Below are 13,191 nucleotides of genomic sequence, written 5' to 3' on the forward strand. Positions count from 1 at the left end.
TCTTCTCTATTCACGCCGGGAAATGTCTGTTTATTCGCAAAATGGGGAGCCGATCACGCGCAACGGTCATTCCTGAACTAAGGTTTTCTCATGGTAAATGCCGCTACTTCGGCACGCCGCTAAGGAGATTAACCGATGATAACGCCAGCAACTCGCCATCCTGGCCTGCTCTCTGTTGCAATAAAACTGACGCTCGCAAGCACCTTTTTTGCCCTTTCCTCTTTTGCCGTCAACGCCGAGGACGCACCAGCCGCTACGCCTGCGCCGCCTGATATTCTGCTTGGCCCCCTGTTTAACGATGTACAAACAGCCAAACTGTTTCCTGACCAGAAAACCTTTGCGGACGCGGTGCCAAACAGCGATCCATTAATGATCCTTGCCGATTACCGGATGCAGAAAAACCAGTCCGGATTCGACTTACGCCATTTTGTGCAAGTGAATTTCACCTTGCCGAAAGACGGCGAGAAATACGTGCCCCCGGCCGGGCAATCATTACGCGAACATATCGATGGCCTGTGGCCGGTACTCACCCGTTCGACAACCGACGCTGAAAAATGGGATTCGCTGCTGCCGCTCCCGGAACCGTATGTGGTACCTGGCGGGCGTTTTCGCGAAATATATTATTGGGACAGCTATTTCACCATGCTGGGGCTTGCCGAGAGCAATCACTGGGATAAGGTCTCGGACATGGTGGCAAACTTCGCTTACGAGATTGATTCCTGGGGACACATTCCTAACGGCAACCGCACCTACTACCTGAGTCGTTCGCAACCGCCGTTCTTTGCCTTTATGGTTGAACTACTGGCGCAGCACGACGGGAATGACGCGCTGAAAAAATACCTCCCACAGATGCTCAAAGAGTACAGCTACTGGATGGAAGGCGTCGAAACACTCCAGCCCGGTCAGCAAAATAAGCGCGTAGTTAAACTGGATGACGGCACCATTTTGAACCGCTACTGGGATGAGCGCGATTCGCCTCGGCCAGAGTCCTGGGTAGAGGATATTGCCACCGCTAAAAGCAACCCAAACCGCCCGGCCACAGAAATCTACCGCGACCTGCGTTCAGCTGCCGCGTCCGGCTGGGATTTTAGTTCCCGCTGGATGGACAATCCTAATCAGCTGGGCACTCTGCGCACCACCAGCATCGTTCCGGTCGATCTCAATGCGCTGATGTACAAAATGGAAAAAATGATCGCCCTCGCCAGCAAGGCTGCCGGTGATGATGCCAAAGCGGCGCAGTACGATGGCTTCGCTAATGCCCGACAAAAAGGGATCGAGAAGTACCTGTGGAACGACAAAGAAGGCTGGTATGCCGACTACGATCTGAAAAGCCACAAAGTACGCAACCAGCTCACGGCTGCCGCCCTGTTCCCGCTATATGTCAATGCAGCGGCAAAAGATCGCGCCAGTAAAGTCGCCACGGCCACCCAGGCCCATCTGCTGCAACCGGGCGGCCTTGCTACCACGTCGGTGAAAAGCGGCCAGCAGTGGGATGCACCCAACGGCTGGGCCCCGCTCCAGTGGGTCGCAGCATCCGGGTTACAGAATTACGGTCAGGATACTGTTGCCATGGACGTGACCTGGCGATTCCTCACCAATGTTCAACACACCTACGATCGCGAGAAAAAGCTGGTTGAGAAGTATGACGTGAGCACCACTGGAACCGGCGGTGGCGGTGGTGAGTATCCGTTGCAGGATGGTTTCGGCTGGACCAACGGCGTAACGCTGAAAATGCTCGACCTGATTTGCGCCAAAGAAAAGCCCTGTGACAACGTACCCGCATCACGACCTACCCCGGCAAGTACTGCGCCAGTCGAGTCTAAAAAACAGACTCAACCGACGCCATAACATCATAGCCTGAGCCGTTTTACTTCCTGAATCCGCGCTTCGTCGCGGATTTTTCTTTCTTATATTTCCCCCTTCCAGCTGTCTCTATGGCCTCTAGCCCTTATGGGGTATCCGGGGTTTTCATCCGTGAGAAATTGATTCTGAACATGTTTTTATTCGCTGTATATGTAAATATATAGCGATTTTGTAACCTTCAGGATAACAATAATGCCACTGACAAGACGGATGTTTGCCCAACTCGTGGCATCTGCACTGCTGCTACGCCATCTTCCCGCGTTTGCTCAAACCTCGCTGACTGTGGCCATTGGAGACTCTCCGAAGCCAGAAACGACCCAACGCGTGGTCAGCGCGGGCGCACCTGCTGACATGCTGCTGCTGGCCGTCGCACCGGAAAAACTGGTGGGACTTTCCTCCTTTGATTTCTCTCGCCAGACCGCTATCCCGTTTAACGATAACATTCGGACTTTGCCGAAACTCGGCAGGCTGGCGGGGCGCGCCAGCACACTCTCGCTTGAAGCACTCCTGGCGCTTAAACCTGACCTGGTTATTGACTGCGGTAATGCCGATGAAACCTGGCTTTCTCAAGCCAGACAAGTGAGCGCACAAACACACATTCCCTGGCTGCTGATTAACGGCGAATTGCGCCATACCCCAGAACAGCTGCGCGCAGTCGGTGAAGTATTGGGCGTCATCTCGCGAACCGCAATGCAGGCCGCTCTGGCCCGTCGATTTATCGATGATGCAATAGCTTTCTCGCATTCACCCGCGGCGAATCTGCGTTTTTATGCCGCGCGCGGTGCCAGAGGACTGGAGACTGGTTTACAAGGTTCTCTGCATACCGAAGCAGCAGAACTATTGGGGTTGCACAATGTGGCGCACATCCCCGGACGACAGGGGCTCACACAGGTCTCAATGGAAAATCTTCTCAGCTGGCAGCCGGATATTATCCTGGTGCAGGATGCGGTGACAGCGCAGTTCCTACGAGAAGATCCGGTCTGGCAAGGAGTCAAAGCGGTTGCTGACCGGCGCATTCTGTTTCTCAGCGGTCTGCCGTTTGGCTGGCTGGATGCACCTCCTGGCATCAACCGTTTACTGGGGTTACGCCGCCTGCATGCCTGGCTTGATCCTCAGGTTAACGCGAGCTTTAAAGCCGATATGCAACGCTACAGTGAATTGTTCTGGCACACCACGCTAAGCGACGCACAGTATCAAAGGTTGGTGGCAGTCTGATGAAAACATCAACCCTCGGTTTTCTGATGAGTGCTGCGGTGGTGCTTTGCGCGAGCGTCGCTGCGGTATCAGGCGCGTATCGCCTGGATGCACAGCAGGTTCTGAATCTCGTGGCCGGTACAGATGGCGTTCCAATGCAGGACAAAATCGTCTTCTGGCAAATCCGCCTGCCACGCATACTGGCTGCATTGCTGCTCGGCGCGGCGCTGGCGGGCGCAGGAACCACCTATCAGGGCATGTTCCGCAACCCGCTGGTCTCGCCGGATATTCTCGGCGTGGCGGCGGGTGCGGGTTTAGGTGCCTGTTTAGCAATCCTGTTAGGTTTACCGATCCTGTTTATTCAGCTGTATGCGTTCATAGGCGGTTTATTCGTGGTCGCCGGTGTCTGGTTAATTACCCGGCGAGTCAAGCGACACGACCCGGTGTTAACGCTGGTGCTGGTCGGGATTGCGCTGGGCACGGTATGCGGCGCGGGAATTTCACTCATCAAAACGCTGGCCGACCCGTATACCCAACTCCCCTCTATCACTTTCTGGCTGCTTGGCGGTTTATCGACGATCACGCCGCACGATCTGTGGTTCTCGGCACCGCTGATCTTCGCAGGACTGGTCCCGCTATTGCTGCTGCGCTGGCGCATGAACCTGCTCACCCTGTCGGATGATGAAGCACGATCGCTTGGGATCAACGTCTCCCGATTGCGACTGGGACTGATCGTCTGCGCAACGTTAATCACCGCCTGTACCGTTGCCATCGCGGGCATTATCGGCTGGATTGGGCTGGTTGTACCGCACATCGGCAGACTCCTCAGTGGCAATAACCACCAGCAGTTGCTGCCAGTTTCCATGGGGATCGGCGCCATTTTGCTGCTGCTCACCGATACTCTTGCCCGCACGCTGAGCAGCACAGAAATCCCGCTGGGGATCCTGACGGCATTTATTGGCGCACCGTTCTTTTTGCTGCTTTTGCTACGGGGAAATCGCCCATGACGCTTCTGACCCTCCGCCATGCGTCGTTGGGATACCACAGTCACCAGCCCGTGTTACGCGATGTCTCATTTCAGGTTTCGCCCGGCTCCGTCTGTTGTCTGATTGGGGCCAACGGCAGTGGAAAAACCACCCTGATGCGCACCATTCTCGGCGTTCTTTCGCCGCTTCACGGTGACATTCTGCTTGATGGCGTCGCTATAAATCATCTCAGCGATCGGCAACGCGCCGCCGCTATCGCCTGGGTTCCTCAGGCACATGACGGCGCGTTTGCCTTCACTGCGCTGGACATGGTGATGATGGGGCTGGCCCCGCAACTGGCGGCATTTGCGGTTCCCGGCGCTAAAGAGCGTGAAAATGCGCACCAGCAGATGACGATGCTGGGAATCTCTCACCTGGCGCCCCGACGCTGGAACACGCTGAGCGGCGGAGAGCGGCAACTGGTGTTAATTGCCCGCGCGCTGGCGCAACGCCCACGCCTTTTGTTGCTGGATGAACCCGCTTCCAGCCTGGATTTTGGGCATCAGATCCGTCTGCTCGACACGCTGGTGACGCTGAAAAATTCGGGTATGGCCCTGCTGATGTCGACGCATCATCCGTTGCACGCCCGGGCAATTGCCGACAGCGTGGTACGCGTTGAACCGGATGGCGAAGTGTCACAAGGACTTCCTGAACATCAGCTCGCCACCGATCGCCTGGCGGAACTGTATCGCGTTACACCGTCACAAATCGCTCACCATCTCTTTGGCTCACATAACTAAGGAATAAGAATGCTCATTGACGACATTGATTTTGCCGATCTTTACCGTAAACAGTTACAGCTGGCGAACAGAACCGAGAAAAAGCCGGAGCACTGGGATAAACGTGCGGAAAAAATGGCGGAAAATTGCGCCTCATTAACCGACAGCTATCTGCTGCAACTGCTGGGGAAAATCGACCTGAAAGGGGCGGAGTCGCTGTTTGACATGGGTTGCGGTCCCGGTACCGTCTCGCTGGCGCTGGCTAAAAAGATGCCAATAATTTACGGCGTAGATTACAGCCAGGGCATGCTTAGCGTAGCTGCCCGCCGCGCTGCGCAAATGAACGCCCGTCACGTGCAGTGGGTGCAGCGGGCCTGGGAGGAACACTGGGATGATTTACCCCAGTGCGATATCGCCGTCGCCTCGCGCTCTACGCTGGTTGCCGATATGCGCCAGGCGATGACCAAACTGAATAATCAGGCCCGACTGCGGGTTTACACCACTCATCTCGTCAGTTCATCTTTCGTTTCCCCCACCATTCAGCGTGCACTGGGCCGCGAAGTGATTGAGCTTCCCAACTATATCTATGCGCTTAATGTCCTGTATCAGATGGGGATCCACGCGCATGTTGATTTTATCCGCGGACCCAACTGCCAGCAGGACAACAGCACCTGGACGCGTTTTCTGGAAAACGTGCGCTGGAGTATGGGTGAACTGAGCGCCGACGAGGTCGAACGTCTGGAAAGCTGGTATCAGCAGCAGGATCCACGCGCGATTGCCCCCGCCAGCCGTGACTGGGCGCTTATCTGGTGGGACAGCGTTCCGCGGGAGGCGCTGCGATGATCTACTTTTCGCAGGCGCAAACCGACGCGCTGCTGCTGGAAGATATTCAGGGCGGCGACCTGACTACCCGCGCGTTGGGGATCGGCGCACAGCCGGGCGTTATGGAATTTTACCATCGCCAGGGCGGGTGCGTTAGCGGCACCGCCGTTGCCAGGCAAATGCTCGCCTCATTAGGGCTGACCATCAGCGACATGGTTGCCGATGGTGAACAGGTAAGTGCAGGACAGCGATTGATTTGCGCACATGGGAATGCGGCGGCGCTGCACCAGGGCTGGAAAGCGGTACAAAATGTCCTGGAATGGAGCTGCGGGGTTTCGGGCTATCTTGAGTGCATGTTGAGCCAACTGCGCCAACGCTATCCTGATGGGCAGATTGCCTGTACCCGCAAAGCCATTCCCGGCACGCGTTTGTTGGCGACTCAAGCAATACTCGCCGCGGGAGGCATTATCCATCGCGGAGGATGCGCCGAAACGGTACTGCTGTTTGCTAATCACCGCCATTTTCTTACCAATCCAAACGACTGGTCAGGTGCGATTGCGCGCTTACGCAGCCATGCGCCAGAAAAAAAGATTGTGGTTGAGGCAGATACGCCAGATGAGGCATTAGCCGCGCTACGCGCCGCGCCCGATGTCCTGCAACTCGACAAATTTACCCCTGAGCAAGCAACAGAAATTGTTCGCCAGGCCCCTTCTCTGGCCCCCCATTGCACGCTGGCGCTGACTGGCGGCATTACCCTCGCCTCGCTGGCGAGTTATCTCGACTGTGGCATCAGACTTTTCATCACTTCCGCGCCTTACTACGCTCCGCCCGCGGATATCAAAGTTAGCCTGAGCCCGGACGCACGTGGCATATAACATTAATAAATGGACTAAAAATAATGAATTTCAACAAAAGTTGTCTTTACACAGCCCTGTCGTTTGCTTTCGCGCACAGTGCTTTTGCTGGGCAGGAAAGCGAAACCATGACCGTCTGGTCAAGTCCGGCCTCCGCCGCAACCACCACGGTTCTCGGCCAGGAAACGATGCAGCAACTGGATAAGCAAAACGTGGCGCAGGCACTGAGCGTTGTCCCCGGCGTCGTGCTGCAAAAGTCAGGCAACCGCAATGAACAGCAGGTGAAAGTCCGCGGTTTTGACAGCCGTCAGGTTCCCGTCTATTTTGACGGCGTGCCGGTATACATCCCCTATGATGGCAACCTCGATTTAGGCCGTTTTCTGACCTCCGATATCGCTTCGGTTGAAGTCTCCAAAGGCTACTCGTCGCTGTTACAAGGGCCGAACCAGATGGGCGGCGCCATCAATATCACCACCCAAAAGACTACCAAACCGATTGAAGGCAGCATTGGCTATCGCCAGGGCTGGAGTCGTAGCAAAGGCAATGCCCACGATATGCACGCTTCATTTGGCGCCAGCAATGATCTCGGCTACATCCAGCTCAGCGGCAGTCAGTTGAAGCAGGATTTCCTTGGCTTACCGCACGGTGTGGACAACCCTATTGCGGGCAGCAACGGCAAGATGATTAACTCCTCCGCCGATGACAAACGCGGTATCGTGAAGCTGGGCTTTACCCCACGTGGTAATGACGAATATGTGCTGACCTATATTAATCAGGACGGTGAAAAAGATAACCCGCCGTACGCTGGAACCAGCAGTCAGAAATCACGCTACTGGCAATGGCCACAGTACGATAAAGAGAGCTATTACTATCAGGGCACCACCCATCTGGGCGATCGTTTCACCCTGAAAAGCCGTCTGTATCGCGATACCTTTGAAAATACGCTGATGATGTACAACTCACTTGCCGATCTGAAAAACAAGAAAGGCAACTACAGTCATTATTCAGACTATAGCGATGGCGCTGGCCTGCAACTTGCTGCGGATATGCGTGAAAACGACCTACTATCTTTCGCCGTGAACTGGAAAGATGATGTTCACCGCGAGAAAGGCGCTCCGAATGCAGCTTACGACCGTTACGAAGACCGCACCTGGTCCGTTGCCAGCGAATACCAGTGGGCAGCGGCGGATAACGTCGATGTAGTAGCTGGAATAAGCTATGACTGGCGCGACAGTCTGGAAGGCATGAAGCACGAAAAAAATGGTAGCGTCACCCACTATGATGACAACAATCAGTCGGCCTTCAACTGGCAGATGATGACCAAATATCACTTTGAAAATTCAGACACATTAGCGCTGTCCTACTCTGACAGAACACGTTTCCCGACTTTGAAAGAGCGCTACACCACCTCGAAACCGGCCTATAACCAGGTGGCGCTGGTCAATCCGCAGCTTAAACCGGAACGCGCCCGCAGCGTGGATCTGACCTGGAATGGTTCACTTGGCAAAGACTGGGGATTCGAAGCCAGCGTCTATTACAACCGCATCAGCGATGCCATTCTTTCACACAATATTGATGCCGATACCATCCAGAATCAGAACAGCGGCCGGGTGGATTACACCGGTCTGGATGCAGGCGTTAAAGGTAAAGTCTTTGATATGCTGGATGTTGGGCTGAGCTATGGCCTGATTCATGCGGACGTCAAACGCAGCGACATCGGCAAAATAACCGATTTGCCGACGCAAACCCTCACCGCATGGATGACGCTGAAACCGTGGGATCCGCTGAGCATTACGCTGTCTGAAGAGGCCCGCTCATCGAGCTATAGCAATAGCGACGGCTCGCAGAAAGCCGCAGGTTTCGCCATTACCCATTTACGCGCCGACTACGCCATCGGTCACGGGCTTAGCGTCAACGCTTCGGTCAATAACCTGTTCGATACACAATACGTGTACAGCGAAGGATTTATCGAAGAAGGCCGTAATTACTGGGCTGGGATTGAGTATCAGTTCTGACTTAGCGACATAGAGAAACGGCCCCCACAGGGGCCGTTCGATTAATCTCGTCGTACAAGCCGGAAGACACCCAGCACAACAATCGCGCCGACCACGGCCACCAGGAAGCTATGGAGATTAAATCCGCTGACATCGCCGCCAATACCAAACATCGTTGCCAGCCATCCACCGACCACAGCACCGACGACACCCAGGATACAGGTCAGGATAAATCCCCCGCCATCGCGCCCCGGCATAATCAGTTTGGCGATAACCCCCGCAATCAGACCAAAAATAATCCAGGCAATAATTCCCATTTTCAGGCCCTCTTTCCAGTGAACGCACGCGCAAGACATTCCTGCGCCAGCACTTAAAGTATAGGCAAGCCATCGCGACATGCTTTTATCACTCAGACTTAATTCATTGGGTTTGGTAAAAAATTTCATCCATTTGTATTAAGTTCCGTAGATTAATGCCGATAACCCAACGACAAACCAGGCATCCAGGAGTCATTAGGTGTGAGTAACTACAATGAGCAGTTCCTGAAGCAAAATCCGTTAGCGGTGTTAGGTGTACTTCGGGACTTGAAGTCGCAGCAGGTTCCACTGCGTATCTCCTGGTCAGGCGGCCAGTTCATCAGCAAAATTCTGACCGTCAGTCCCGATGAACTGATCATGGATTTTGGCAGCCAGGAATATGAAAACCAGGCCGTACAGCGGGCCAGCCAGATCTCAATTATCGCCGAAACGCAGGGAGCCAAAGTAGAATTCACCCTGCCACAGCTGAAAAAAGGTGAGTATCAGCAACTGCCGGCCTTTATTTCATCCTTGCCGCCTTCTCTGTGGTTTGTGCAGCGTCGGGAATATTTCCGCATTGGCGCTCCGCTGCATCCTCCCTATCGCTGCACGGCAAAAATGCCGGACAACAGCATTCTGCATTTTCGCTTATTCGATCTGTCTCTCGGCGGCATGGGCGGGCTGTTAGAAGTGGCAAAACCAGAGGGGTTGGCAGAAGGTATGCGCTTCTCGCAGGTTGAACTAAATATGGAGCAATGGGGGGTGTATCACGTTGACGCCCAGCTTATTTCCATTAGTGAGCGCAAGGTTATCGATGGGAAAAACGAAACGATTACCACTCCCCGCCTGAGCTTTCGTTTTCTCAACGTCGGCCCGGCGGTGGAGCGGAACTTACAGCGGATTATTTTTTCCCTTGAACGCGAGGCCCGGGAAAAGTCGAACAAGGTGCGCGATTAGCATCACCTGAATTACATCACATCCAGCGCTTGTTGAAGCTTCCAGATATAGCGCGGGGCCTGCGGCGCCGGATGATTGTCCGCAACATGTTCAATAAATTCATCCGGGCTGAGGTCGTTGATTTTATTGATCGCTTTTTTCCTGTCGGAGGAGAACGTGCGTAGCAGTGCGCCCGCACCGTTGGCGTACGATACTACCAGCGCGTACTGCATCACCTGCGGATCTTCAATCCCGGCCAGCGGCCCGGTTTCGAGAATACTCAGGTATGCGGCCCCCATCGAGATATTGCGCTCGGGGTTTTTCAACTCGCTGGTCGACGGCTCTCCGCTCCAGCCCATGCGGCGATAAACATCGCGTCCTGAAGTTGAGGCTTTCAACTGCATCAGACCAATCGCATTGGACTTACTGACCGCATTCGGATTTCCGCCTGATTCAATGGCGATAATAGCGGTAATCAATTGTGGACTGACACCCCAGGCCGCACCGGCTTTTTCACTGATTGGCATCCATTGCATTGCGCGTTTAACCGGAACTTCAGCATTCCACGGCGGGTTTTTGTAATCCTGTTTTGAACTACAGCCTGCAAGTAATACAACCAAAAAAGCAAACCATCTCAATTTCACGTCATCTATCCTTATAGCCGGAACCTGTCGCTGAGGTGACAACGACATACCTAAGCGGCATGATATACATTTGGTTTTAGTTGTAGCAAGGAAATGCCATGTCCCGGTTTCACTTAATTGCCCCATCGGGCTACTGTATCAATCAGCAGGCTGCCTTACGTGGGCTTGCGCGTCTTATTGAGGCCGGTCATCAGGTCGACAATTCAGCGGTCATTGCGCGCCGCTGCCAGCGTTTTGCGGGGACAGAGGCAGAAAGGCTTGCTGATGTGAACTCGCTCGTTAATCTGAAAACCCCCGATACCGTTGTGATGGCGGTACGCGGCGGCTATGGCGCGAGCCGTTTACTGGAAGAAATTGACTGGCAGGGGCTGGCAGCCCGCCAGCAACAAGATCCGCTGCTGCTGTGCGGACACAGCGATTTTACGGCGATCCAGTGTGGTCTGCTGACACAGGGGAATGTGATTAGCTTCAGCGGCCCGATGCTGGCGGCGAACTTCGGCGCCGAAGAAATGAACGCATTCACCGAGCACCATTTCTGGCAGGCTTTGCGTAATGCCCAATTTACCCTCGAATGGCAGGGTGACGGTCCACAGTGCGCAACTGAAGGTACACTGTGGGGCGGAAATCTGGCGATGATCATTTCGTTGATGGGTACACCGTGGATGCCGGCCATCAAAAACGGCATTTTGGTGCTGGAAGACATTAACGAGCATCCATTCCGTGTCGAGCGCATGCTGCTGCAGCTGTACCACGCCGGAATACTGGCCCAGCAAAACGCCATTATTCTCGGCAGTTTTAGCGGTAGCGCACCCAATGATTACGATGCCGGTTACAATCTTGATTCAGTTTGTGATTTTCTACGCGCCAGATTGTCAGTACCGTTGATCTGCGGCCTCGATTTTGGCCATGAACAACGCACTGTCACCCTGCCTTTGGGAGCCAATGCGGTGCTGAAAAATGATAAAAACGGCACTCAGCTCACCTTAAGTGGGCATCCGGTACTAAAATCGTAAAAAAAGCGGCTAATGGGGCTAAGCAAAACGCTGTTTCTGTCGTTATTATGGTAGGGTTTATTAATACGAAACAGCGTAATTCAGGAGTAACCGAACGTTGGATGCCGCAGCAATTATTAGCCTTTTTATTTTGGGTTCCGTTCTCGTCACCTGCAGTATCTTACTCAGTTCATTCTCATCACGCCTTGGTATCCCTATCCTGGTGATATTTCTCGCTATCGGTATGTTAGCGGGCGTAGATGGTATAGGCGGCATACCTTTCGATAACTATCCATTCGCCTACATGGTGAGTAACCTGGCACTGGCAGTTATCCTGCTCGACGGCGGGATGCGCACCCAGGCCAGCTCTTTTCGCGTTGCGTTAGGCCCGGCGCTATCGTTGGCGACGGTCGGTGTGCTGATTACTTCCGGACTTACTGGCATGATGGCCGCGTGGCTGTTTCATCTGGATCTTATTGAAGGACTCCTGATTGGCGCGATTGTTGGTTCAACCGACGCCGCGGCGGTCTTTTCTCTGCTTGGCGGTAAGGGGCTTAACGAACGCGTTGGCTCTACGCTGGAAATTGAATCCGGCAGTAATGACCCGATGGCCGTATTTTTGACCATCACGCTCATCGCCATGATCCAAAACCACGAAACCGGTTTAAGCTGGATGTTCGCGGTGCACATTATCCAGCAGTTTGGCTTAGGCATCGTTATCGGTCTGGGCGGTGGATATATGCTCCAGCAGATGATTAACCGCATTTCTCTGCCTGCCGGACTGTATCCGCTATTGGCGTTAAGCGGTGGGATCCTGATTTTTGCCCTGACCACTGCGCTGGAAGGCAGCGGTATTCTGGCGGTTTATCTGTGTGGTTTCTTGCTGGGTAATCGCCCTATTCGCAACCGGTTTGGCATTCTGCAAAACTTCGACGGTCTGGCCTGGCTGGCGCAAATCGCCATGTTCCTGGTGCTCGGACTGCTGGTTACGCCGTCCGACCTGCTGCCTATCGCAATCCCGGCACTGATTTTGTCTGCGTGGATGATATTCATTGCCCGCCCGCTTTCGGTTTTCGCCGGACTGCTGCCGTTTCGCGGCTTCAATCTGCGCGAGCGCATTTTCATCAGTTGGGTGGGTCTGCGCGGTGCGGTACCCATCATCCTCGCCGTCTTCCCAATGATGGCGGGTCTGGAGAACGCGCGCCTGTTCTTTAACGTCGCGTTCTTCGTGGTACTGATCTCGTTGCTGTTTCAGGGAACCTCTCTTTCTTGGGCCGCTAAAAAAGCCAAAGTGGTGGTCCCTCCTGTTGGCTGGCCCGTGTCGCGCATTGGCCTGGATATTCATCCGGATAACCCGTGGGAGCAGTTTGTTTATCAGCTCAGCGCCGATAAGTGGTGCGTAGGAGCCGCATTGCGCGACCTACATATGCCGGAAGAAACGCGAATAGCCGCCCTGTTTCGTGACAACGTGCTGTTTCACCCCTCCGGCAGCACACGTCTGCGCGAAGGCGACGTATTGTGTGTTATTGGCCGCGAGCGCGATCTCCCAGCTCTTGGCAAGCTGTTCAGCCAGTCGCCACCTGTGTCGTTAGACCAGCGCTTCTTCGGTGATTTTATTCTTGAAGCCAGCGCAAAATATGCCGATGTGGCGCTGATTTATGGCCTGGAAGATGGCACCGAGTATCGTGATAAGCAGCAAACGTTGGGTGAAATTGTCCAGCATCTGCTTGGTGCCGCGCCGGTCGTCGGTGACCAGGTGGAATTCGCTGGCATGATCTGGACCGTAGCCGAGAAGGAAGATAATGCGGTGCTGAAGGTCGGTGTTCGCGTTGCTGAAGATGAGGATGAGTAA

At 54.3% G+C, this 13,191-nt stretch carries 12 protein-coding genes; 10 read left to right on the forward strand and 2 right to left on the reverse strand.

Annotation, left to right across the window (positions count from 1 at the left end; all coding sequences use genetic code 11):
• Window positions 1–135: 135 nt before the first annotated feature.
• The 7 genes from OGY10_RS13365 to OGY10_RS13395 all read left to right on the forward strand — a co-directional run bounded on the left by OGY10_RS13365 (window position 136) and on the right by OGY10_RS13395 (window position 8,492).
• On the forward strand, window positions 136–1,848 hold the full coding sequence (locus tag OGY10_RS13365; RefSeq protein WP_060682091.1) for an alpha,alpha-trehalase: 1,713 nt from the start codon (window positions 136–138) through the stop codon (window positions 1,846–1,848).
• 207 nt (window positions 1,849–2,055) lie between these two features.
• On the forward strand, window positions 2,056–3,078 hold the full coding sequence (locus OGY10_RS13370) for an ABC transporter substrate-binding protein (RefSeq protein WP_191227108.1): 1,023 nt from the start codon (window positions 2,056–2,058) through the stop codon (window positions 3,076–3,078).
• Between the two features lie 26 nt (window positions 3,079–3,104).
• Entirely contained in the window at window positions 3,105–4,064 is a 960-nt protein-coding gene (locus OGY10_RS13375; RefSeq protein ID WP_410733834.1) for a FecCD family ABC transporter permease, read from the forward strand.
• The gene (locus OGY10_RS13380; protein ID WP_136391973.1) at window positions 4,061–4,822 is read left to right on the forward strand and encodes an ABC transporter ATP-binding protein; all 762 of its coding nucleotides are present in this window, start codon (window positions 4,061–4,063) and stop codon (window positions 4,820–4,822) included. Before OGY10_RS13375 ends, OGY10_RS13380 begins: the two co-directional genes overlap by 4 nt.
• 9 nt (window positions 4,823–4,831) lie before the next feature.
• Window positions 4,832–5,644, forward strand: coding sequence for a class I SAM-dependent methyltransferase (locus tag OGY10_RS13385; RefSeq protein WP_191227106.1), 813 nt, complete (start codon window positions 4,832–4,834; stop codon window positions 5,642–5,644).
• Window positions 5,641–6,498, forward strand: a complete 858-nt coding sequence (modD, locus tag OGY10_RS13390) for a ModD protein (RefSeq protein ID WP_057066782.1) — start codon at window positions 5,641–5,643, stop codon at window positions 6,496–6,498. The genes OGY10_RS13385 and modD overlap by 4 nt, the downstream gene beginning before the upstream one ends.
• 23 nt (window positions 6,499–6,521) lie before the next feature.
• Window positions 6,522–8,492 carry a TonB-dependent receptor plug domain-containing protein gene (locus OGY10_RS13395; RefSeq protein ID WP_191227105.1) on the forward strand — a complete coding sequence of 657 codons (1,971 nt, stop codon included), beginning with the start codon at window positions 6,522–6,524 and terminating at the stop codon, window positions 8,490–8,492.
• A gap of 41 nt (window positions 8,493–8,533) precedes the next feature.
• Here OGY10_RS13395 and OGY10_RS13400 read toward each other — a convergent pair whose 3' ends face one another.
• On the reverse strand, window positions 8,534–8,788 hold the full coding sequence (locus tag OGY10_RS13400; RefSeq protein ID WP_003020908.1) for a GlsB/YeaQ/YmgE family stress response membrane protein: 255 nt from the start codon (window positions 8,786–8,788) through the stop codon (window positions 8,534–8,536).
• 201 nt (window positions 8,789–8,989) lie between these two features.
• Between OGY10_RS13400 and ycgR the strand changes: the two genes are divergently transcribed.
• Window positions 8,990–9,724: a flagellar brake protein YcgR gene (gene ycgR / locus OGY10_RS13405; protein ID WP_048235228.1), complete on the forward strand. Its 735-nt coding sequence runs from the start codon at window positions 8,990–8,992 to the stop codon at window positions 9,722–9,724.
• 11 nt (window positions 9,725–9,735) lie between these two features.
• On the opposite strand, the gene emtA is transcribed toward ycgR, so the two are convergent.
• The gene (emtA, locus tag OGY10_RS13410; RefSeq protein ID WP_016153365.1) at window positions 9,736–10,347 is read right to left on the reverse strand and encodes a membrane-bound lytic murein transglycosylase EmtA; all 612 of its coding nucleotides are present in this window, start codon (window positions 10,345–10,347) and stop codon (window positions 9,736–9,738) included.
• Window positions 10,348–10,445: 98 nt separating this feature from the next.
• On the opposite strand from emtA, the gene ldcA reads away from it, so the two are divergent.
• Both ldcA and OGY10_RS13420 read left to right on the forward strand, forming a co-directional pair.
• Window positions 10,446–11,360: a muramoyltetrapeptide carboxypeptidase gene (ldcA, locus tag OGY10_RS13415; protein ID WP_191227104.1), complete on the forward strand. Its 915-nt coding sequence runs from the start codon at window positions 10,446–10,448 to the stop codon at window positions 11,358–11,360.
• Between the two features lie 97 nt (window positions 11,361–11,457).
• Window positions 11,458–13,191 carry a potassium/proton antiporter gene (locus OGY10_RS13420; protein ID WP_191227103.1) on the forward strand — a complete coding sequence of 578 codons (1,734 nt, stop codon included), beginning with the start codon at window positions 11,458–11,460 and terminating at the stop codon, window positions 13,189–13,191.

The sequence above is a fragment of the Citrobacter sp. Cpo148 genome (assembly GCF_030332375.1).
Taxonomy (GTDB): Bacteria; Pseudomonadota; Gammaproteobacteria; order Enterobacterales; family Enterobacteriaceae; genus Citrobacter; species Citrobacter portucalensis.

Excerpts from the sequence above, each read along its gene's own strand:
- OGY10_RS13365 (WP_060682091.1), top strand. The coding sequence starts at position 136 with ATGATAACGCCAGCAACTCGCCATCCTGGCCTGCTCTCTGTTGCAATA.
- OGY10_RS13370 (WP_191227108.1), top strand. The coding sequence starts at position 2,056 with ATGCCACTGACAAGACGGATGTTTGCCCAACTCGTGGCATCTGCACTG.
- OGY10_RS13375 (WP_410733834.1), top strand. The coding sequence starts at position 3,105 with ATGAGTGCTGCGGTGGTGCTTTGCGCGAGCGTCGCTGCGGTATCAGGC.
- OGY10_RS13380 (WP_136391973.1), top strand. The coding sequence starts at position 4,061 with ATGACGCTTCTGACCCTCCGCCATGCGTCGTTGGGATACCACAGTCAC.
- OGY10_RS13385 (WP_191227106.1), top strand. The coding sequence starts at position 4,832 with ATGCTCATTGACGACATTGATTTTGCCGATCTTTACCGTAAACAGTTA.
- modD (WP_057066782.1), top strand. The coding sequence starts at position 5,641 with ATGATCTACTTTTCGCAGGCGCAAACCGACGCGCTGCTGCTGGAAGAT.
- OGY10_RS13395 (WP_191227105.1), top strand. The coding sequence starts at position 6,522 with ATGAATTTCAACAAAAGTTGTCTTTACACAGCCCTGTCGTTTGCTTTC.
- OGY10_RS13400 (WP_003020908.1), bottom strand. The coding sequence starts at position 8,788 with ATGGGAATTATTGCCTGGATTATTTTTGGTCTGATTGCGGGGGTTATC.
- ldcA (WP_191227104.1), top strand. The coding sequence starts at position 10,446 with ATGTCCCGGTTTCACTTAATTGCCCCATCGGGCTACTGTATCAATCAG.